Here is a 19,915-nt window from a genome sequence, read left to right on the forward strand (position 1 = left end):
CGTCACGCCTCGGGCAGGGCGAACCCGTCGGCGGTCGCGACGGCGAGCCCGTCGGCGACCAGGCCGTCGAGCGCGCGCGCCAGCCGCGCGTCGTCGGCGAGCAGCCCCGCGAGCACGTCGCGCGGCACGGGCCGGTGGGTCGCGCGCAGCTCGCGCATGACCAGGCCGCGCGCCTCGCGGTCGCTGCCCTCGAACCGTGCCTGGCGCGCGCGCTTCGGCCCGTCGTAGGCTGGGTATCCCGCGTTCCGCCAGGCGCACAGCTCCGCGATCGGGCACGCGTCGCACCGCGGCGCCCGCGCGGCGCACACCGTCGCGCCGAGCTCCATCGCGCCGGCGTTGAACCGGTGGGCGGCCTCGCGCTCGTCGGGCAGGAGGCGGTCCATCGCGGCGAGGTCGCGCGCGGTCGCGGGCGGCCCGGCCTCGGCGCGGCCGTCGACCGCCCGCGCGATCACGCGTCTCGTGTTGGTGTCGACGACCGGGTGCCGGTCGCCGAACGCGAATGCGGCGATCGCGCGCGCCGTGTACGGGCCGATGCCCTGGAGGGCGAGCAGCGCGTCGAGGTCGCGCGGCACCCGGCCGCCGTGGCGCTCGACGATCTCGGTGGCCGCGCGATGCAGCCAGAGGGCGCGTCGCGGGTAGCCGAGCCGGTCCCACGCGCGGACGGCCTCGGAGGCGGGCTCGGCCGCGAGCGCGGCGGGCGTCGGCCAGCGCCGCATCCACTCCTCCCAGCGCGGCTGCACACGCGCGACCTGCGTCTGCTGGAGCATGAACTCGCTCACGAGCACCGCCCACGGCGAGACGTCGGCCGCGCGCCACGGGAGGGGGCGCGCCGCATCGGAGAACCATGCGACGACCGCGGGCGCGATGCGGTCGCGGACGTCGACGGGCTGCGGCACGCATCCAGCCTAGGCGGGCGATGGGAGGCGAGCGGCGGGAGGCGAGGTCGCGCATCGACGCGCCGGCGGCCCCGCCGTACGCTCGGAGCATGCGACTGGTCACCACCCCGCGCACGACCTTCCTCCGCCGCGTCGCCGACGAGCTGCTCGCGCGCACCGGGCGCGGGCGGGTGATCGTCGCGATCGACGGCCCCGTCCGCAGCGGCAAGACACGGCTCGGCGACGACCTCGCCGACGTGCTGCGCGAGCGCGACCTCGAGGTGTTCCGCGCGAGCGTCGAGGACTTCCACCGATCGCGCGAGGCCCAGGCCGACTACGGGCCCGACACCTCGGCGCGCTACTACGGCTACGGCATCGACGAGTCGCTGCTGCGCCGGACGCTCGTCGAGCCGTTCCGCCTGGGCGGATCGACGGGGTTCGTGACGCGCGCGTTCGACCTCGTGCGCGACGCATGGGTCGAGCCGAAGTGGCGCACCGGTCCGGCCGACGCGATCCTCGTGCTCGACGGCCGCTTCCTGCTGCGCGACCGCCTCCGCGACCTGTGGGACGTCGCGATCGCCGTCGACGGCGACCCGCTCGATGCGGCCGACCGCGTCGCGTACGCGACCGCCGACCCGCGCGACGTCGCGGCGATCGTGGTCGACCTCGCCGACCCCGAGCATCCGCAGCGCGGACCGCGCGACGAGGCGGGCTAGCGCTCGACGCGGTCGAGCACCGCCGCCACACGCTCGGCGGGCAGCGGCGCGCCGGTGCGCTCGACCTCGTGCACGAGCGCGACGAGTGCGCGGTTCACGGGCGCATCGAGCCCTGCGGCCTCGGCCTCGCGCACGACCGCGCCGTTCAGGAAGTCGACCTCCGTCGGCTGGCCGCGGCGCAGGCTCTGCTGGGTCGAGCCGAGGTTCGGCACGCGGCCCATCCGCACGCGCATCGACCACGGCAGCACCTGGCCGAGCGCGAGCGGCAGGCGGGCGAACAGCCGCAGGCGCCGGTCGCCGAGTCCCTGCAGCGAGCCGAAGCGGATGCCGCGTGCCGCGCCGACGCGCACGGTCTCGCGCATCGACGCCGCGACGACCCGGCGCAGGCGACGGTCGTCGACGACCTCCTGCACGCTCCGGCCGACGATCGCGGGCACGGCGTTCAGCATGTTGACGACGAGCTTGGTCCACTGCGCCCCGCGGAAGTTCGCGATCGCGACGACGGGCACCGCCTCGGACAGCAGCGCGGCGATGCGCCGCACCTCGTCGTCGGGCGCGCCGTCGCCGCGACCGAGGTAGCTCGCCGCGGTCGTCGTCACGCGCACGGCGCCGGGTTCGGTGTAGTTCGCGGCGATGATCGAGAGCAGGCCCATGCACGACGCGCGCGGCAGCGCGCGCCGGGCGGTGTCGACCCCGTCGAGCCCGTTCTGCACGACGACGACGGGCACCCCGTCGATCGTCGCGCCGTTCGCGACGAGCGCGGCCGCGGCATCCTGCGCCTTCGTGCAGACGAGCACGAGGTCGGGGCGCACGGCGAGTCGCTCGCCGGTGGCGGGGTGAACGTGGGCGTCGCCGTAGCCGCCCGAGAGCCGGATGCCGCCCGACCGGATCGCCTCGAGGCCGGCACCGCGCGCCGTGACCTCGACCTCGTGCCCCGCACGCGCGAGCAGCGCGGCGAACGTGCCGCCCAGCGCGCCCGCGCCGATGATCCCGATCCTCACGGCACCAGCGTAGGACGCCCGGCGTGCGCCATCCGCCCGCGCTGTTAGCCTGTACGGCGTGAACAGCGGCATCCTCCTCGTCGACAAGCCGCAGGGGATGACCAGCCACGACGTCGTCGCCCGCGTCCGCCGCCTCGCCGGCACGCGCAAGGTCGGCCACGCGGGCACGCTCGACCCGATGGCGACGGGCCTGCTCCTGATCGGCGTCGAGTCCTCCACGCGCCTGCTGCACCACCTCGTCGGGCTCGACAAGGAGTACCTGGCGACCGTGCGGCTCGGCTGGGGCACCACGACCGACGACGCCGAGGGCGAGCCCATCGATCCGGCGGCCCCGGCCGACGCGGTGGCGGCCGTGAGCCGCGAGCAGGTGCTCGAGCGGATGTCGCAGCTCACGGGCGTCATCGAGCAGGTGCCGAGCGCGGTCAGCGCCGTCAAGGTCGACGGCAAGCGCGCGTACCAGCGGGTGCGCGAGGGCGAGGCCGTCGAGCTCGCGGCGCGCACCGTGACGGTCTCGGCCTTCGACCTGCTCGACGTGCGCCCCGGCGACGGATGGCTCGACCTCGACGTGCGGGTCGCGTGCTCGTCGGGCACCTACGTGCGAGCGCTCGCGCGCGACCTCGGCGCCGCGCTCGGCGTCGGCGGGCACCTCACCGCGCTGCGCCGCACGCGCATCGGTCGCTTCGACGTCGCCGAGGCCGGCGCGCTCGAGGGCCTGGACGCCGCCGCGGCGCGCCTCGCGCCCGCCGACGCCGCGCGTCGCGCCCTGCCCGCGGTCGCGATCGACGCCGACGCCGTGCGCGACCTGCGGCACGGCAAGCGGATCGATCCGCCGGCCGATGCCGCCGACCTCGCCGCCGGCGTGCCGGCTGCCGCGATCGGCCCCGGCGACGTGCTCGTCGCGATCGTCGAGCGCCGCGGGCCGCAGCTGAAGGTCGTCACAGGATTCCCCGCCGAGGAGGGCGCATGATCGAGTGGTTCGCCTGGGTGCAGGTCGCCGTGGCCGTCGTGGCCGGCCTCCTCTGCATCGTGCTGGGGTTCGCCGGGCGCGTGCCGAACGACCTCGTCTTCGGCGCGCTCGCGCTCGTCGAGCTGCTGCTGATCGCCCAGGTCGTCGTCGCGCTCGTGGCCCCTGCGGCGGGCAATCCTCCCACCGGAAGCCTGCTGGAGTTCTGGGTATACCTCGTCAGCGCCGTGCTGCTGCCGCCGGCCGCGGCGTTCTGGGCGCTCGTCGACCGCGGCCGCTGGGCCACCGTGGTGTGCGGCGTCGCCGCGCTGGCGGTCGCCGTGATGGTGTATCGCATGTTCCAGATCTGGACCGTGCAGCAGGCATGAAGCGGGTTCTGGGAGAATCGACCGACATGAGCACGCCCACCGCGCAAACGTCCCGCACGACGCGCCCCGGACGCCTGAGCGGCGTCGGCCGCGTGCTCGTCGCCGTGTACGGCGTGCTCGCGCTCGCCGCGACCGGCCGCTCGCTCGTGCAGATCGTGGAGAAGTTCGACGAGGCGCCGCTCGCCTACTCGCTCTCGGCGCTCGCCGCGGTCGTCTACATCGTCGCGACCATCGCGCTCGTCCGGCCGGGTCGTACCTGGTACCGGATCGCGTGGGCCACCATCGCGTTCGAGTTCACGGGCGTCGTCGTCATCGGGCTGCTCAGCGTCATCCGGCCCGACCTCTTCCCGCACGACACCGTGTGGTCGGCGTTCGGCCGGGGCTACCTGTTCATCCCGCTGGTCCTTCCGCTCCTCGGCATGTGGTGGCTCGCTCGGCATCGACCCGAGCCCGGCGCGGAGGGTGCCGAGTGAGGACCTTCACCGGGCTCGAGGCCGTTCCCGCCGGCTACGGGCCGTCGGCCGTCACGATCGGCAAGTTCGACGGCGTGCACCAGGGCCACCGCGCGGTCATCGCGAAGCTGCGCGAGATCGCCGAGGCCCGCCACCTCGAGGCCGTCGCCATCACCTTCGACCGGCACCCCGCCGCGTTCCACGCGCCCGACCGGTGCCCGCCCCAGCTCGTGAGCACCCGCCAGAAGCTCGAGCTGCTCGCGACGACCGGCCTCGACGCGACCGTGCTCCTGCACTACGACGGCGCGCTCGCCTCGAACAGCGCCGACGCGTTCGTGCGCCGCTACCTCGTCGAGGCGCTCTCGGCCCGCGTGCTGCTCGTCGGCCACGACTTCCGCTACGGCGCCGGCAACGAGGGCGATGTCGACCTGCTCCGCCGCCAGGGCGACGAGCTCGGCTTCGAGGTCGTCGTCGTCGAGGACGTCGTGCCCGAGGGCGGCCGCCGCGTGTCGTCCACCTGGATCCGGCAGCTGCTCGACGCGGGCGAGGTCGAGCACGCGGCGCAGCTGCTCGGCCACGTGCCGACCGTGAGCGGCCTCGTCGTGCACGGGTTCAAGCGGGGTCGCGAGCTCGGCTATCCGACCGCGAACCTCGCGCCCGACGCCGAGGGCTTCATCCCGGGCGACGGCGTGTACGCCGGCTGGCTCATCGACGGCGGCGTGCGCTATCCGGCCGCGATCTCGGTCGGGAACAACCCGACGTTCGAGGGTGTCGCCGCGCGACAGGTCGAGGCGTACGTGCTCGACCGCGACCTCGACCTGTACGACCACGTCGTGGGCGTGGAGTTCGCGCACCGGATCCGCGGCATGGAGAAGTTCGACGACATCGACGCGCTCATCGTGCAGATGGGCCGGGACGTCGAGCGCGCTCGCGACCTCGTCGGCTGAGGGACTCGCGCGGGCGCGTCAGGAGCCCGGCGTCGCGGGCGGCGGATCGCCCGGGCCCGGCGGGTGCGGCGCGACCGTGCCGATGCCGGTGAGGAAGCGCAGGAGCCCCGCGGCCGTGTCGACGAGCGGGCTGCCGTGGCCGAACTCCCAGCCGGCATCCGTGGCCCGCAGTGCGTGCCCGGCGATCACCGCGCGGATCTCGGTGGGGGCCGCGGCGGCGCGGCGCAGGGCCACGGCGCCCGACGCGACCGGCGACATCGGCACGTCGACGGATGCCGCGTCGCCGACGAGCAGCGCGGCGACCACCGCGTCGTCGAGCTCGGCCACCCCGGTCGGGCGGTCCCGCTCGCGGACGAGGCGCGCCCGCGTCTCGAGCGAACCGGCCGCCTCGGCCGGGCCGGGAGGTCGCGGCAGCTCGGCGAGCCGTCGCGCCTCGCCGCCGCGGACGAACCGCTCGGCCGACTCGAGCGCGCGCCGCGTGCGCGTGCGGTCGAAACCGTGGATCAGTTCGGCGACGACGTCGGCGACGCGCCATCCGGCCCTCGCCGTCGCAGCCGCCCAGAGCTCGTCGCCGCCCGCCCGGACGATGCCCGCGAGCGCGGCGAGCACGTCGGCCGATTCCGCACGCCGGTCGCCGGTGACGCCCGACTCGTCGACGTCGGGCCGGCGGCTCAGCGGCAGGAAGCGGGACAGGTCGGCCACGCGACCAGCCTAGACTCGGCTGGTGAGGATCGGACCGGCGCGCCCGCTCTGGGCCGGACGCGGCCTCGCGCTCGTCGGCATCGTCCTCGTCGCGTTCAACCTCCGCACGGCCGTCGCGTCGCTCTCGCCGGTCCTGCACCAGCTCGAGGCCGACATCCCGCTCTCGACCGCGCTCGTGGGGCTCCTCGGCATGCTGCCGCCGCTCTGCTACGCCGTGTTCGGCATCGCCACGCCGGTGCTCGCGCGCCGGATCGGGCTCGAGCCGGCGCTCATCGTCGCGCTCGCCGCGCTGGCGGTCGGGCTGGCGGGGCGCGGCCTCGCGCCGTCGGCGGGGTGGCTGCTCGCCGCGAGCGCGTTGACGTTCTCGGCCATCGGCGTGGGCAACGTGCTGCTGCCGCCGCTGGTCAAGCGCTACTTCCCGGATCGCATCGGGCTGCTCACGACGGTCTACGTCACCGCGATGTCGGTGAGCACGTTCCTGCCGCCGCTCGTGGCGGTGCCGGTGGCGGATGGCGCGGGGTGGCGCGTGTCGCTCGGCATGTGGGCCATCGTGGCGGCCACGGCGCTCGTGCCATGGATCGCGTTGATCGTCCATCCGCGCCGGGAGATCCCGGCGGAGCTGCCCGAGGAGGTCGAGCCCGGGCTCCTGCGCTACGCGTTCCGCTCGCCGCTGGCGTGGGCGCTCGCGGTCGTGTTCCTGGTGTCGGGGTTCAACGCCTACGCGATCTTCGCGTGGCTGCCCTCGATCCTCGCCGACACGGCCGGCACGACGCCGGGGCAGGGGGGCGCGCTGCTCGCGCTGTACGCCCTCATGGGCCTGCCCGCCGCGCTGGCCGTGCCCGTGATCGCCGAGCGCCGGGGGAGGGTGCGCACGCTCGTGGCGGTCGGAGCGGGATCGCTGATCGCCGGATATGCCGGGCTGATCGTCGCCCCGGCGGTCGCGACCTGGCTCTGGGTCGCGTTCGCGGGCATCGGACCGCTGTTCTTCCCGCTCTCGCTCGTGCTGATCAACCTGCGCTCGCGGACCCACGCCGGCGCGGTGGCCCTCAGCGGGTTCGTCCAGTCGGCGGGGTACCTCGTCGTCGCGCTGGGCCCGCTCGCGGTGGGCCTCCTGCACGAGTGGACCGGCGGGTGGACCGTGCCGCTCCTGCTGCTGCTCGCCTCGGCCGTGCCCGCGGCGGTCGCGGGGCTCGTCGTCGCGCGGCCCCGGTTCTTCGAGGACGAGCGAGCGGGATGAGCCCCGCGACCGCCGGGGTCGTGTCTCAGACGCCCACGGGCACCTCGGCGACGGGCTGACGCACCTCCTCTTCGCGGCGTGCGGGCTCGGTCGAGGTGCCGCGGCCGGCCGGCAGGAGGAACGCGAGGAGGAACGCGAGCGCCAGCACGGCCGCACCCGTGGCGACGGCGGGGACCGCCGCGTCGACGTACCCCGTGGGCGTGAGCTCGCCGCCGGCCCCCGTGAACACCGCGGTGATCACGGCGATGCCGAGCGCGCCGCCCACCTCGCGGAGCGTGGAGTTCGTGCCCGACGCCGTGGCGTGGTGGTGCTCCGGCACGTTCGCGAGGACCGCGGTGGCCATCGGCGCGAACACCAGGCCCATGCCGATGCCCGCGAGCAGGAACGGCGGGACCATCGAGGCGTAGGCGACGTCCTCGGCGAGCAGGCCCGCGATCCAGAAGAGCGCGGCCGACTGGGCGGCCAGCCCGGCGATCATGAGGGCGCGCGTGCCGACGCGCGGTGCGAGCGCGCCGGCGATCGGTGCGACGACCATGGGGGCGATGGTCCAGGGGCTGGTCATCAACCCGGCCTCGAGCGGCGAGCTGCCCTGGACGACCTGGAAGAACTGCACGAGCAGGAAGATCGCCCCGAACACGCCGAAGCTGAAGGTCAGGCCGACGGCGTTCGCGACGCTGAACCCGCGCTCGCGGAAGAGGGCGAGCGGCAGCAGCGGCGCCGCCGTCCGAGACTCCCACGCGATGAAGGCGAGGAGCAGCACGGCGCCGAGGCCGAGCGAGCCGAGCACCTCGGCGCTCGCCCAGCCCGCGTCGTTGCCGCGGACGATGCCGTAGACGATGCCGAGCACGCCGAGGCCCGCGAGGGCGACGCCCGGCAGGTCGAGCGGCTTGCGCTCGCCGAGCGTGTTCGGCAGGACGGCGCGGACGAGCACGATCGCGGCCACGGCGATCGGGATGTTGATCCAGAAGATGGACTGCCAGTTCCAGCCCTCGATGATGGCGCCGCCGACGAGCGGTCCGAGTGCGACCCCGAGGCCGGAGACGCCGCCCCAGATGCCGATCGCGGCGGGGCGGAGCCGGGGCGGCACCGCTCCGGCGAGGAGGGTCAGCGAGAGCGGCATGATCGCTGCGGCGCCGAAGCCCTGCAGGGCGCGCGCGCCGATCACCATCCACGGCTCGGTGCTGAGGGCCGTGAGCGCGCTCGCGGCGCCGAACACCGCGATGCCCGCGAGGAACACCGTGCGGCGGCCGACCCGGTCGCCGAGGGCCGCCGCGGGCAGCATGAACGTCGCGAAGGCGAGCGTGAACGCGTTGAGGAACCACTGGAGCTCCTCGATGCTCGCGCCGAGGTCGACGGCCATCACGGGCAGCGCGTTGGTGATGACGAGGTTGTCGAGCGTCGCCATGAACATGGGCAGCGACGCCGCGATGAGGACGAGCCACACGGGGGCCCGGCGGATGGATGACATGGAGGGGTCCGTTCGACGATCGGTTTGAAGTAATCGAATGATTACAACGGCAGAGTAGTAATCGACTGATAACATGTCAACCATGACCCCACGCACGACGCGCATCCCCGCCGATGAGCGGCGCGAGCAGATCCTCGATGCCGCGACCGCGGTCTTCGGCGAGTACGGCTACGTCGCGGCGACGACCGACCGGGTCGCGCGTGCCGCGGGCATCAGCCAGCCCTACGTCGTGCGGCTGTTCGGCACGAAGGAGCAGCTGTTCGTCGAGACCCTCCGGCACACGCTCGGGCGCCTGCTCGCGACGTTCCGCGGCGCCCTGCCCGAGGCGGTGCCCGAGGGCGACGTCGAGGTCGAGCGCCTGCTCGGGGCCGCCTACGTGCGGCTCGTCGAGGACCGCGGCGTGCTGCTCACGCTCATGCACGGGTTCCTGATGGGGTCCGATCCGGTCATCGGCCCCGTCGCTCGCCGGGGGTTCCTCCAGGTCTTCCGGATGCTGCGCGACGAGGCGCGGTTCTCGCCCGAGCAGGTGCACCGCTTCCTCGCCGACGGCATGCTCATCAACACCCTCCTCGCGTCGGGCCTCGGGCTCGCCGCCAAGGGCGATCCGGATGCCGCGCAGCTGCTCGACTGCACGACGAGCGCCGACGTGCTCGACGCGCTCGAGCGCGCCTCGGCCTGAGCTCGGAGCGCCGCATGGCGGCGCGTGCCATCCGCCACGACCTGCTCATCTGAGCAGAACCTCCCGCGCATGTTGCCGTGCGCGCATCGCCTGCCTACGCTGGATGCGGCGGAAGGAGGCGAATGGACGAGACCGACGAGCTCCTCTCGATCCGCGCCGCAGAGCTCTACTACGAAGAGAACAAGACGCAGGACGAGATCGGCCAGGCCCTCCGGCTCACCCGGTGGAAGGTCGGGAGGCTCCTCGCGCAGGCCAAGCAGCGCGGCTTCATCCGCATCGAGATCCTGCACCCGCGCGCGCGCCGACTGCCCATCGAACGACGCCTGCGCGAGGAGCGCGGGCTCGACGACGCCATCGTGGTCTCCTCAGCGGGGGTGACCGGTGCCGACGAGCTCCAGGCGCGCACCGCGCAGGCCGCGGCCGACTACCTCACCGCACTGCGCCCGGTGCCGCGCACGCTCGGCGTCAGCTGGGGTCGCACCCTGTTCGAGATCTCCCAGCACCTGCGCAACGGCTGGGCCACGGGCGTGAACGTCGTGCAGATCAACGGCGGCGTGAGCCTCAACCGCCGTCCCGGCACCGCGGCGGCCACCGCCGTCGCGATCGCGCAGAAGGGCGGCGGCAGCGCGACGCTGCTGCCGAGCCCCGCCATCCTCGAGCACCTCGCGACCAAGCAGGCGATCGAGTCCGACCGCGTGGTCGCGGGCGTCATCGACATGGCCCGCTCGGCCGACGCCTACCTTTTCAGTGCCGGCCCGGCCGACCACACCTCGGTGCACATCGAGAGCGGCTACCTCACCGACGCCGATGTCGACCTGCTGGTGCAGAAGGGCGCCGTCGGCGACGTGGTCGGCCGGTACATCGACTCCGACGGCAACATCGTCGACCCCGCGCTCGACGCGCGCACCGTCGGGCTCACGCTCGACGACCTGCGGGCCGGGTCGCTTCGGATCGCCGTGATCTCCGGCCGCGCCAAGCACGCCGTGGCCGACGCCGTCGTGCGCTCGGGCCTCTGCTCGGTCCTGGTCACCGACGAAGCCACCGCACTCCACCTCCTCGACGGCTGACGGCACGGGTCCGCCCGCGCCGACCGTCGCGACACGAAAGCCAGGTCACCACCCATGTCAGGCACCTCCCTCGTCACCGCGCGCGAGCGCACGCTCGCCGTGCTGGGCGGCGAGCCCGACGACGCCACGCTCCGGCGATACCTCCACGGCATCGCGGGCGTCGACGCCGTCGGCCTCGAACAGCGCGCCGCCGCGCTCGGCACGCGCTCCATCAAGACCACGTCCAAGCAGTGGGCGCTCGACCGCATCATCTCGCTCATCGACCTCACGACCCTCGAGGGTGCCGACACCCCCGGCAAGGTCCGCTCGCTCGTGGCCAAGGCCATGAACCCCGATCCGACGGATGCCTCGACGCCGCGCGTCGCGGCCGTCTGCGTCTACGGCGACATGGTGCCGTACGCGATCGACGCGCTGGGCGCGATGCACGGCGACCCCGACGACGGCCGCATCTCGGTCGCCGCCGTCGCGACCGCGTTCCCCTCGGGCCGCTCGTCGCTCGAGATCAAGCTCGCCGACACCGCCGAGGCGGTTGCGAACGGCGCCGACGAGATCGACATGGTCATCGACCGGGGCGCGTTCCTCGCCGGACGCTACGGCCTCGTCTTCGACCAGATCGCCGCCGTGAAGGAGGCGTGCCGGCGCCCCGATGGCACGAGCGCGTCGCTCAAGGTGATCCTCGAGACCGGCGAGCTGGTCACCTACGACAACGTCCGCCGCGCGTCGTGGCTCTCGATCCTCGCGGGCGGCGACTTCATCAAGACCTCCACGGGCAAGGTGCAGCCGGCCGCGACCCTGCCGGTCACGCTGCTGATGCTCGAGGTCGTGCGCGACTGGCACCGCATGACCGGCCAGCGCATCGGCGTGAAGCCCGCGGGCGGCATCCGCGCGTCGAAGGACGCGATCAAGTACCTCGTCACCGTCGCCGAGACCGTCGGCGAGGAGTGGCTCGTGCCGCACCTGTTCCGCTTCGGGGCGTCGAGCCTGCTCAACGACGTGCTCCTGCAGCGCCAGAAGCTGGCGACCGGCCACTACTCCGGCCCCGACTACGTGACGATCGACTGAGACGAGAGCACCGAACCATGAGCTTCCTCGAGTACGCACCCGCGCCCGAGTCACGGGCCATCCTGTCGCTGCGCGACAGCTACGGCCTGTTCATCGACGGCGCGTTCGTCGACGGCCGCGGCACCGCCTTCCAGACCTCCTCGCCCGCGACGGAGGAGCGGATCGCGACGATCGCCGCGGCGAACGCCGCCGACGTCGACGACGCCGTCGCCGCCGCCCGGCGCGCCTACGACCGCGTCTGGTCCCGGATGTCGGGCCGCGACCGCGGCAAGTACCTCTTCCGCATCGCGCGGCTCATCCAGGAGCGCGCCCGCGAGCTCGCCGTGGCCGAGTCGCTCGACAACGGCAAGCCGATCAAGGAGTCGCGCGACGTCGACGTGCCGCTCGTGGCCGCGTGGTTCTTCTACTACGCCGGCTGGGCCGACAAGCTCGACTACGCCGGACTCGGCGCGAATCCCCGTGCCCTCGGCGTGGCCGCGCAGGTCATCCCGTGGAACTTCCCGCTGCTCATGCTCGCCTGGAAGATCGCGCCCGCGCTCGCGGCGGGCAACACCGTGGTGCTGAAGCCGGCCGAGACCACGCCGCTCACGGCGCTCATCTTCGCCGAGATCGTGCAACAGGCCGACCTCCCGCCCGGCGTCGTGAACATCATCACGGGCGCGGGCGACACCGGTGCGGCGCTCGTCGCGCACGAGGGCGTCGACAAGGTGGCCTTCACCGGATCGACCGCGGTCGGGCGCGCGATCGCCAAGCAGGTCGCCGGCACCCGCAAGAAGGTCACGCTCGAGCTCGGCGGCAAGGCCGCGAACATCGTCTTCGACGACGCGCCGATCGACCAGGCCATCGAGGGCATCGTCAACGGGATCTTCTTCAACCAGGGTCACGTGTGCTGCGCGGGCTCGCGCCTGCTCGTGCAGGAGTCGATCCACGACGAGGTCGTCGAGCGGCTGAAGAGCCGGCTGTCGACCCTGCGCCTCGGCGACCCGCTCGACAAGAACACCGACATCGGCGCGATCAACTCGGCCGAGCAGCTCGAGCGCATCAACGAGCTCGCGGAGGCGGGCGTCGACGAGGGCGCCGAGCGCTGGAGCGCGCCGTGCGAGATCCCCGAGAACGGCTTCTGGTACGCCCCGACGATCTTCACCAACGTGCAGACCTCGCACCGCGTGGCGCGCGAGGAGATCTTCGGCCCGGTGCTCTCGGTGCTCACGTTCCGCACGCCGCAGGAGGCGATCGCCAAGGCGAACAACACGCCGTACGGCCTGTCGGCCGGCATCTGGACCGACAAGGGGAGCCGGATCCTCGCGGTCGCCGACCAGCTGCGCGCGGGCGTGGTGTGGGCGAACACGTTCAACCGGTTCGACCCGGCCAGCCCGTTCGGCGGCTACAAGGAGTCGGGTTACGGCCGAGAGGGCGGCCGCCACGGACTCGGGGCCTACCTCGCGCCCGCGTCGGTGACGCCTGGCCGGCGCACCGCCCCCGCGGTCGAGGCGTCGGCCGCGGCCTCCCTCGAGGAGACGCCGTCGCGCCGAACCCGTCGAACCGCCAAGCCCGCGAAGAAGGGAGCCGCGAAGTGAGCCGCCTCGCCGTGCCGAAGACGTACAAGCTGTTCATCGGCGGCGCGTTCCCGCGCAGCGAGTCGGGGCGCACCTACGAGGTGCGCACGGCCGACGGCGCGTTCCTCGCCAACGCCGCGAAGGCCTCCCGCAAGGATGCCCGCGACGCGGTCGTCGCCGCGCGCGGCGCCGTCGCCTCGTGGGCGGGCGCGACGGCCTACAACCGCGGACAGGTGCTCTACCGCATCGCCGAGCTGCTCGAGGGTCGTCGTGCCCAGTTCGTCGCCGAGATCGAGGATGCCGAGGGTGTGAGCCGCGCGCAGGCGACCGCGCAGGTCGACGAGGCCATCGACCGCTGGGTCTGGTACGCGGGGTGGACCGACAAGTTCGCGCAGGTCGCGGGCAACGCCAACGCCGTCGCGGGCCCCTACTTCAACATCTCGGTGCCCGAGCCCACGGGCGTCGTCGCGATCGTCGCGCCGCAGGACTCCTCGCTCCTCGGCCTCGTCTCGGCGGTCGCGCCCGCGCTCGTCGCGGGCAACGCGGTCGTCGTGGTCGCGAGCGAGCGGTTCCCGCTCTCGGCGATCAGCCTCGCCGAGGTCCTCGCGACGAGCGACGTCCCGAAGGGCGTCGTCAACGTGCTGACCGGCTCGCCGGCCGAGATCGCGCCGTGGCTCGCCGCCCACGCCGACGTCAACGCGCTCGACCTCGTCGGCGCGGGCGACCTCGACTGGATCGACCTCGAGATCGCGGCCGCCGACACGCTCAAGCGCGTGCTGCGGCCCGAGACGGGCTCCGATGCCGCGGCGCCGACGCCCGATCGCATCGCCGCGTTCACCGAGACCAAGACGGTCTGGCACACCAAGAGCCTGCGCTGAGCTCGTCCCCGGCCCGCGCTCGGGGGATTCACAGCGACGGCCCGGCCCCGTCCCGCACCTCGCGGGCTAGGGTCGGGCCATGCGCATCCTGGTGACCGGCGCGACGGGCTACATCGGCGGCCGGCTCGTTCCCCGCCTCATCGACGCCGGACACGACGTGCGCGTCATCGTCCGGCGTCCGGAGCGGTTGCGCGACGTGCCGTGGGCGGCCGACGTCGAGGTCGTCGAGGGCGACCTGACGGACGCGGCCGCCGTCGACCGCGCGACCAGCGAGATCGACGTGGTCTACTACCTCGTGCACTCCATGGGCGGGCGCGGCTCGTTCGAGGACGTCGAGGAGCGCATCGCGCGCAACGTGGCCTCCGCGGCGAAGTCGAACGGCGTGCACCGGATCGTCTACCTCGGCGGGCTCCACCCCGAGGGCGGCACGCTCTCGCGCCACCTCCGGTCGCGGGTGCGCGTCGGAGAGATCCTGCTCGCCTCCGGCGTGCCCACGATCGTGCTCCAGGCGGGCGTGATCATCGGCTCCGGCTCGACCTCCTTCGAGATGATCCGGCACCTCACCGAGGTGCTCCCGTACATGCCGGCGCCGCGGTGGGTCATGAACTTCATCCAGCCCATCGCGGTGCGCGACGTGCTGCACTACCTCATCGCCGCGGCCGAGGTCGCGCCCGAGGTGAACCGCGCCTTCGACATCGGCGGCCCCGACGTGCTGCGCTACGGCCAGCTCATGAACGGCTACGCCGTCGAGGCCGGGCTCCGGCAGCGGCCGATCGCGGCGCTGCCCGTGCTCACCCCGCGACTCGCGGGGCAGTGGGTGAACCTCGTGACGCCGATCCCGCGGCGGCTCGCGGTCCCGATCATCGAGTCGCTCCAGTTCGACTGCGTCGTGCACGACCACGACATCGACGCGGTGATCCCGCCGCCGGCCGAGGGGCTCGTGGGCTACCGGCGCTCGGTGCGCCTCGCGCTCGAGAAGGAGCGGCTCGGCGAGGTCGAGACCAGCTGGCGCAACGCCGAGGTCGCGGGAGCGCCGAGCGATCCGCTGCCGAGCGACCCGGACTGGTCGGGCCACACCGTGTACGTCGACCGGCGCGAGCGCGGCTCCTCCGCTCCCGTCGAGAGACTGTGGGCGGTGATCGAGGGCGTCGGCGGTGAGAACGGCTGGTACTCGTTCCCGCTGGCCTGGGCCGTCCGCGGATGGATCGACAAGCTGTTCGGCGGGGTCGGGCTCCGCCGCGGTCGCCGCGACCCCGACACGCTGCATCCGGGCGACGCGGTGGACTTCTGGCGCGTCGAGGCGATCGAGCGGCCCCGCTTCCTGCGGCTGCGGGCCGAGATGCGGGTGCCGGGTCGCGCGTGGCTGGAGATGTCGGCCGAGCCGGACGGCACGGGCTCGACGTACCGGCAGCGGGCCGTGTTCTTCCCCAAGGGCCTGGCCGGGCGCCTGTACTGGTGGGCGGTGTTCCCGTTCCACGGCGTCGTGTTCGCGGGCATGGCCAATCGCATCACCGCGGAGGCCGAGGCATCCGCGAAAAAAGGTAACGAAACGGTAACGACGTTGCTAGAGTGACCTGCACGGTCCGCGCGACGGTGCCCGGGCCGAGGAAGGTCCCCACCCGTGCGCCATGCCCCCGACGCGGCCGACCCAGCGACCGCGCCCAGCCGAGCACCCCTCGTCCGCCAGCGTTCCCGACTCGCCCGATTCACCCGGCCTCCCCGTCCCCCCGTGCGCATCGCGCTGGCCGGCGCGGGCATCGCGGCCGTCGCGTCGCTGCTCTGGACGGTCTCGACTCCGGCCGACGTGTACGCGATCGACGTGTTCGGCGCGCTCCGGAAGCCGGGGGAGGCCGCCGCGATCATCGGCCACCGCGGCGATCGCTCCCTCGCGCCCGAGAACACCATGCCCGCGCTCGAGCTCGCGATGGACGAGCTCGCGTACGTCGAGACCGACGTGCGCCTCACGCGCGACGGCGTGCCCGTGCTGTTCCACGACACCGGGCTCGATCGTGTCGCCGGTCGGGAGGGACGCATCGAGGACCTCGACCTAGCCGACGTGCGCCGGCTCGACGTCGGCTCCTGGTTCTCCGAGGACTGGGCGGGGGAGCGGGTGCCGACCCTCGACGAGTTCCTGGCCGCGCTCGCCGAGCGCGACGGGGCGCGCGCGCTCGTCGAGCTCAAGGCCGCCTGGTCGCCCGACGAGGTGCGGCGCGTGGTCGACCTCGTGGAGCGCCACGGGCTGCGCGGCCGCGTGGTGCTGCAGAGCTTCAGCGTCGAAACGCTGCAGTCGGCGCAGCGCGTCGCACCCACCATGCCGCGCATCATGCTCATCCGCGAGCTGCCCGCCGATCCGGTGCCGCTCGCCGAGCACCTCGGCGTGATCGGATTCGGCACGACCGCGGCCTCCGTCACGGCCGCTCCCGACGCGGTCGACCGGGCCCACGCGTCGGGCGTGGCGGTGCTCTGCTACACGCTGAACACGCAGGACACGTGGGAGCAGGTCAGCGCGCTCGGGGTGGACGGCATCATCACCGACCAGCCGAGCGACCTCGACGCGTGGATCGCCACGACCGCGCCCGGTACGTGAGCCGCGGCGTCGCTCACTCGACCACGTCGGCGTCGATGCCGAGGCGCCGGGAGGCCGCGGCGAAGGTTCGGTGCATCTCCGGCGAGAAGAGCACGAAGCGCACGAGCCCAGGTGCGGCCGCCGCGTCGGCCGACGTGCCGAGCGCGACCTCGGCCGCGTCGTCGGCGGGCCAGCCGTAGACGCCCGCCGACACGGCCGGCGCCGCGACGGACGCCGCGCCGATCGAGGCCGCGAGTGCGAGCGAATTCCGGTACGCGTCGGCGAGCAGCGCACGACGGCGTGTCAGCTCCGGGCCGTCGCCCGGCCAGACGGGGCCGACGGTGTGGATCACCCATCGGGCGGCGAGCCGGCCCGCCGTCGTCGCCACGGCCTGCCCGGTGGGCAGTCCGTCGGGCAGCGTCGTCGCTCGCAGCGCACGGCACGCCGCGAGGATCTCGGGACCCCCGGCACGGTGGATCGCACCGTCCACGCCGCCGCCGCCGAGGAGCGACGAGTTCGCCGCGTTCACGATCGCGTCGACGCGTTCGCGCGTCAGGTCGCCCCGCACGAGCTCGATGCGGGGCACCGGTCAGCTCCGGTTGTTCGACAGCTCGAAGATGCGCACGAGCTCGGCCACCGCCTCGTCGCGCTGCTCGCCGCCCTGCTCGTACATGTGCGACACGTGCGTGCGCAGGTGGTTCTCGACGAGGAGCTTGTTGAGCGACGCGAGCGACTTCTGCACGGCGAGCGACAGGGTGATGATGTCGACGCAGTAGTCCTCGTTCTCGATCATCTTCTCGATGCCGCGCAGCTGGCCCTCGATGATCTTCGTGCGGTGCAGGGCGCGCTTCTTGATGTCCTCGATCACCCAGTCAGGATACGCCCGAGTGACTGATACCCCGCCCCCTATCCTCGGCAGGTCGGCGCGGCCATGTCGGCAGGTCCGGGTCGCCACGGATGACGCGGGCGGCCCGGGTTCGCTAGCGTGATCGCATGCCCGCCCTGCGCCGCGTCCTGCGCGCGGTCGTGATGACCGCCTCCGCCTCCGCCGTGCTCGCCCTCACGGGGGCCCCCGTCGCGCTCGCGGCCGGCGTCCCGGCGTCATCCGCGCGCGAGGTCGCCTCCGGCGTGCCCGCCGTGCAGTCGGTGCCGGCCGGCGTCGACGACTTCACCTTCGCGAGCTTCGACGCGGTGTACGTGCTCGGCCGCGACGCCGAGCGGCGGTCCGAGCTGACGACCACCGAGACCCTCGTCGCCGTGTTCCCCGAGTACGACCAGAACCGCGGCATCCGCCGGGCGATCCCGCGCGACTACGACGGGCACCCGACCGACATCCGCATCACGTCGGTGACCGACGGCACGGGCGCGCCGCGCGGCTACGAGGTCGAGCGCAGCGAGGACGGTGAGTTCGAACTCGTCACGATCGCCGCCGACGACTACGTGCACGGCGAGCAGACCTACGTCATCACCTACGACCAGCGCAACGTCACCTTCCAGCCCGACGACGTGCCGCAGCAGGAGTTCTACTGGGACGTCAACGGCACGGGCTGGGCCCAGCCGTTCGGCCGGGTCAGCGGCGAGGTGCGGCTCGAGGACGACCTCGCCGCCACGCTCTCGGGCGACGCGGCGTGCTACCAGGGGTACGAGGGATCGACGACGCCCTGCGAGGCGCTCGAGTTCGACCCCGCGACCGACCCGGTGGCGGTCGCCCGGGCGAGCGCCCTCGGGCCCTACCAGAACCTCACCCTGGCCATCGGGTTCGTGCCCGGCACGTTCGAGCCGCGCGACGAGCGGTTCACCTCGTCGCCCGCGGCGATGACCTCGGCGATCGGTGCGCTCGCGGCGCTGGCCGTCGCGGTCGGTGCCGGCGTCACGCGGGCGGTGCGGTGGCGCGACCACCCGGGCCGCGGCATCATCGTCGCCGAGTACGACCCGCCCGAGGACGTCTCGCTCATGGAGGCCGCCGACCTCGTCGGAGCGGCCTCGAAGGGCATCACGGCGACCATCCTCGCCGAGGCCGTGGCCGGCCGGCTCCGGGTCGTCGAGACGGGCCGGAAGAAATACGCGGTCGAGGTCGCCGGTGCCGCGGGCACGCCCGACCGCGACGCGATCTCGATCGCGCGGGCGCTCTTCGGTCCGGTCCCGGTCATCGGGTCGCGTCGCGACCTGCGGTCGCGCGACACGACGCTCGGGACCAAGCTCATGAACCTGCGCCGCAAGGTGCACTCGCGCGTGGCGAGGGAAGGGCTGCGGCGCAAGCCCGCCGGCGGGCCGCGCGTGCTGCTCGCGCTCGGCGCGATCGCCGGGGCCGCGATCGCCGTGGCGTTCGGGTTCATCGCGCTCGACGACCGCATGGGCGGCGCGTGGCCGTGGCTGCCGATCCTCGGCGCGGGCGCCGCCGCGTTCGCGACCGTGGGGATCGTCGCGGACCCGCGACCGCTCACCGAACGCGGACGCACGCTCCACGACCACCTCGAGGGCCTGCGCGAGTACATCCGGCTCGCCGAGGCCGACCGCATCAGGATGCTGCAGAGCCCGAGCGGCGCGGAGCGCGTGCCGCTGCCCGGTGCGGCTCCCGCGCCGACCGCCGCGGCGGGTCCCGATCCGGAGCTCGTCCTCAGGGTCACCGAGCGGCTGCTGCCCTACGCCGTGCTCTTCGGCCACGAGCGCGAGTGGAGCGCCGAGCTCGCGAACCTCTACGCCGCGCGCGGCGAGCAGCCGGGCTGGTACTCGGGCCGCGGCGGATTCAACGCGGTCGCGTTCTCGTCGGGCGTGAACTCGTTCACGAGCGCCTCGAGCGCGAGCTGGTCGGGCTCGTCGTCGAGCTCGTCGTCGGGCGGCTCGGGCGGCGGCGGCTCGTCGGGCGGCGGCGGCGGCGGAGGCGGAGGCGGCGGCGTCTGAGGCGGCGGCGCCCGGGGCTGCGGCGGGGTCGTCGCCGCAGCGGCGTCAGTCCTCCTCGGCCCTGCCGCGCTCCTCGGGCAGCGGGACGCGCCGCTCGGCGTCGATACCGGTCACCTCGTCGTCCGGCTCGTCGCCCACCGGACGCGCATCGTCGTCGGCGGCCGGGGCCGCTGCCGGCGGCTCGCCGTCCTGTGCCACCTGGAACTCGTGATCGTCGGCGATCTCGCCGCCGACACCCGTCGACTCGTCCATGCAAGGAGCCTAGCGCGCAGGGTCGGGGCGCGCCCGGGGCGAATCCATTCGCGCTCGGGCCGCTACAGCGCGTAGAATGCCGGAGGCGCCCGACGAATCCGTTCTTCGGTCCGACGGCAGGGGGAACTCGCTCCCGCCATGCTCGGCTCCCGGATTCGGCGCACCGCGACGACGGCCTCGACGACCGATCCCGTCCGGGGCGGTGCCGGCCACCGTGCATCGGT

21 protein-coding genes are annotated in these 19,915 nt (G+C 73.8%); 14 read left to right on the forward strand and 7 right to left on the reverse strand.

Annotated features, from left to right (window positions below; all coding sequences use genetic code 11):
* Window positions 1–2: 2 nt before the first annotated feature.
* Window positions 3–896, reverse strand: a complete 894-nt coding sequence (locus JOD46_RS09140) for an HhH-GPD family protein (RefSeq protein ID WP_307834979.1) — start codon at window positions 894–896, stop codon at window positions 3–5.
* A gap of 89 nt (window positions 897–985) precedes the next feature.
* Here JOD46_RS09140 and JOD46_RS09145 point away from each other — a divergent pair, with 89 nt between their 5' ends.
* A complete protein-coding gene (locus JOD46_RS09145) occupies window positions 986–1,591 on the forward strand; it encodes a nucleoside/nucleotide kinase family protein (RefSeq protein WP_204393569.1) in 606 nt (201 codons plus the stop codon).
* On the opposite strand, the gene JOD46_RS09150 is transcribed toward JOD46_RS09145, so the two are convergent.
* Entirely contained in the window at window positions 1,588–2,592 is a 1,005-nt protein-coding gene (locus tag JOD46_RS09150; RefSeq protein ID WP_204393571.1) for a ketopantoate reductase family protein, read from the reverse strand. The two genes, JOD46_RS09145 and JOD46_RS09150, sit on opposite strands and share 4 nt — an antisense overlap.
* Before the next feature lie 58 nt (window positions 2,593–2,650).
* Here JOD46_RS09150 and truB point away from each other — a divergent pair, with 58 nt between their 5' ends.
* The 4 genes from truB to JOD46_RS09170 are packed head-to-tail and all read left to right on the forward strand — an operon-like array spanning window position 2,651 to window position 5,323.
* Entirely contained in the window at window positions 2,651–3,559 is a 909-nt protein-coding gene (truB, locus tag JOD46_RS09155) for a tRNA pseudouridine(55) synthase TruB (RefSeq protein WP_372432340.1), read from the forward strand.
* Window positions 3,556–3,924, forward strand: coding sequence for a hypothetical protein (locus JOD46_RS09160; RefSeq protein ID WP_204393573.1), 369 nt, complete (start codon window positions 3,556–3,558; stop codon window positions 3,922–3,924). The genes truB and JOD46_RS09160 overlap by 4 nt, the downstream gene beginning before the upstream one ends.
* 26 nt (window positions 3,925–3,950) lie before the next feature.
* Entirely contained in the window at window positions 3,951–4,397 is a 447-nt protein-coding gene (locus JOD46_RS09165; RefSeq protein WP_204393575.1) for a hypothetical protein, read from the forward strand.
* Complete coding sequence (locus JOD46_RS09170; protein WP_204393577.1) at window positions 4,394–5,323, forward strand: bifunctional riboflavin kinase/FAD synthetase; 930 nt, start codon at window positions 4,394–4,396, stop codon at window positions 5,321–5,323. Before JOD46_RS09165 ends, JOD46_RS09170 begins: the two co-directional genes overlap by 4 nt.
* Before the next feature lie 18 nt (window positions 5,324–5,341).
* Here the strand turns inward: JOD46_RS09170 and JOD46_RS09175 are convergent, their stop codons facing one another.
* Window positions 5,342–6,025, reverse strand: a complete 684-nt coding sequence (locus tag JOD46_RS09175; protein ID WP_204393579.1) for a hypothetical protein — start codon at window positions 6,023–6,025, stop codon at window positions 5,342–5,344.
* Window positions 6,026–6,044: 19 nt separating this feature from the next.
* On the opposite strand from JOD46_RS09175, the gene JOD46_RS09180 reads away from it, so the two are divergent.
* Window positions 6,045–7,262: an MFS transporter gene (locus tag JOD46_RS09180; protein WP_204396461.1), complete on the forward strand. Its 1,218-nt coding sequence runs from the start codon at window positions 6,045–6,047 to the stop codon at window positions 7,260–7,262.
* 25 nt (window positions 7,263–7,287) lie between these two features.
* Here the strand turns inward: JOD46_RS09180 and JOD46_RS09185 are convergent, their stop codons facing one another.
* Window positions 7,288–8,730, reverse strand: a complete 1,443-nt coding sequence (locus JOD46_RS09185) for an MFS transporter (protein WP_204393581.1) — start codon at window positions 8,728–8,730, stop codon at window positions 7,288–7,290.
* 82 nt (window positions 8,731–8,812) lie between these two features.
* Here JOD46_RS09185 and JOD46_RS09190 point away from each other — a divergent pair, with 82 nt between their 5' ends.
* The 7 genes from JOD46_RS09190 to JOD46_RS09220 all read left to right on the forward strand — a co-directional run bounded on the left by JOD46_RS09190 (window position 8,813) and on the right by JOD46_RS09220 (window position 16,559).
* Complete coding sequence (locus JOD46_RS09190; RefSeq protein ID WP_204393583.1) at window positions 8,813–9,409, forward strand: TetR/AcrR family transcriptional regulator; 597 nt, start codon at window positions 8,813–8,815, stop codon at window positions 9,407–9,409.
* A 122-nt stretch (window positions 9,410–9,531) separates the two neighbouring features.
* A complete protein-coding gene (locus tag JOD46_RS09195) occupies window positions 9,532–10,476 on the forward strand; it encodes a sugar-binding transcriptional regulator (RefSeq protein ID WP_204393585.1) in 945 nt (314 codons plus the stop codon).
* Window positions 10,477–10,530: 54 nt separating this feature from the next.
* On the forward strand, window positions 10,531–11,538 hold the full coding sequence (deoC, locus tag JOD46_RS09200) for a deoxyribose-phosphate aldolase (protein ID WP_204393587.1): 1,008 nt from the start codon (window positions 10,531–10,533) through the stop codon (window positions 11,536–11,538).
* Window positions 11,539–11,555: 17 nt separating this feature from the next.
* Entirely contained in the window at window positions 11,556–13,115 is a 1,560-nt protein-coding gene (locus JOD46_RS09205) for an aldehyde dehydrogenase family protein (RefSeq protein WP_204393589.1), read from the forward strand.
* Window positions 13,112–13,972: an aldehyde dehydrogenase family protein gene (locus JOD46_RS09210; RefSeq protein WP_204393591.1), complete on the forward strand. Its 861-nt coding sequence runs from the start codon at window positions 13,112–13,114 to the stop codon at window positions 13,970–13,972. Before JOD46_RS09205 ends, JOD46_RS09210 begins: the two co-directional genes overlap by 4 nt.
* A 79-nt stretch (window positions 13,973–14,051) precedes the next feature.
* Window positions 14,052–15,545 (forward strand): SDR family oxidoreductase, encoded by a 1,494-nt coding sequence (locus JOD46_RS09215; protein ID WP_204393593.1) that lies wholly within the window; start codon window positions 14,052–14,054, stop codon window positions 15,543–15,545.
* A 156-nt stretch (window positions 15,546–15,701) separates the two neighbouring features.
* Window positions 15,702–16,559 (forward strand): glycerophosphodiester phosphodiesterase, encoded by an 858-nt coding sequence (locus JOD46_RS09220; protein WP_204393595.1) that lies wholly within the window; start codon window positions 15,702–15,704, stop codon window positions 16,557–16,559.
* Between the two features lie 13 nt (window positions 16,560–16,572).
* On the opposite strand, the gene JOD46_RS09225 is transcribed toward JOD46_RS09220, so the two are convergent.
* Both JOD46_RS09225 and JOD46_RS09230 read right to left on the reverse strand, forming a co-directional pair.
* The gene (locus JOD46_RS09225; protein ID WP_204393597.1) at window positions 16,573–17,124 is read right to left on the reverse strand and encodes an O-acetyl-ADP-ribose deacetylase; all 552 of its coding nucleotides are present in this window, start codon (window positions 17,122–17,124) and stop codon (window positions 16,573–16,575) included.
* Between the two features lie 3 nt (window positions 17,125–17,127).
* Window positions 17,128–17,406, reverse strand: a complete 279-nt coding sequence (locus tag JOD46_RS09230; RefSeq protein ID WP_204393599.1) for a metal-sensitive transcriptional regulator — start codon at window positions 17,404–17,406, stop codon at window positions 17,128–17,130.
* 125 nt (window positions 17,407–17,531) lie between these two features.
* Between JOD46_RS09230 and JOD46_RS09235 the strand changes: the two genes are divergently transcribed.
* The gene (locus tag JOD46_RS09235; RefSeq protein ID WP_204393601.1) at window positions 17,532–19,439 is read left to right on the forward strand and encodes a DUF2207 family protein; all 1,908 of its coding nucleotides are present in this window, start codon (window positions 17,532–17,534) and stop codon (window positions 19,437–19,439) included.
* A gap of 45 nt (window positions 19,440–19,484) precedes the next feature.
* Here the strand turns inward: JOD46_RS09235 and JOD46_RS09240 are convergent, their stop codons facing one another.
* On the reverse strand, window positions 19,485–19,691 hold the full coding sequence (locus JOD46_RS09240) for a hypothetical protein (RefSeq protein ID WP_204393603.1): 207 nt from the start codon (window positions 19,689–19,691) through the stop codon (window positions 19,485–19,487).
* Between the last annotated feature and the right edge of the window lie 224 nt (window positions 19,692–19,915).

This window comes from Agromyces aurantiacus (genome assembly GCF_016907355.1).
In the GTDB taxonomy this organism is placed as follows: Bacteria; Actinomycetota; Actinomycetes; order Actinomycetales; family Microbacteriaceae; genus Agromyces; species Agromyces aurantiacus.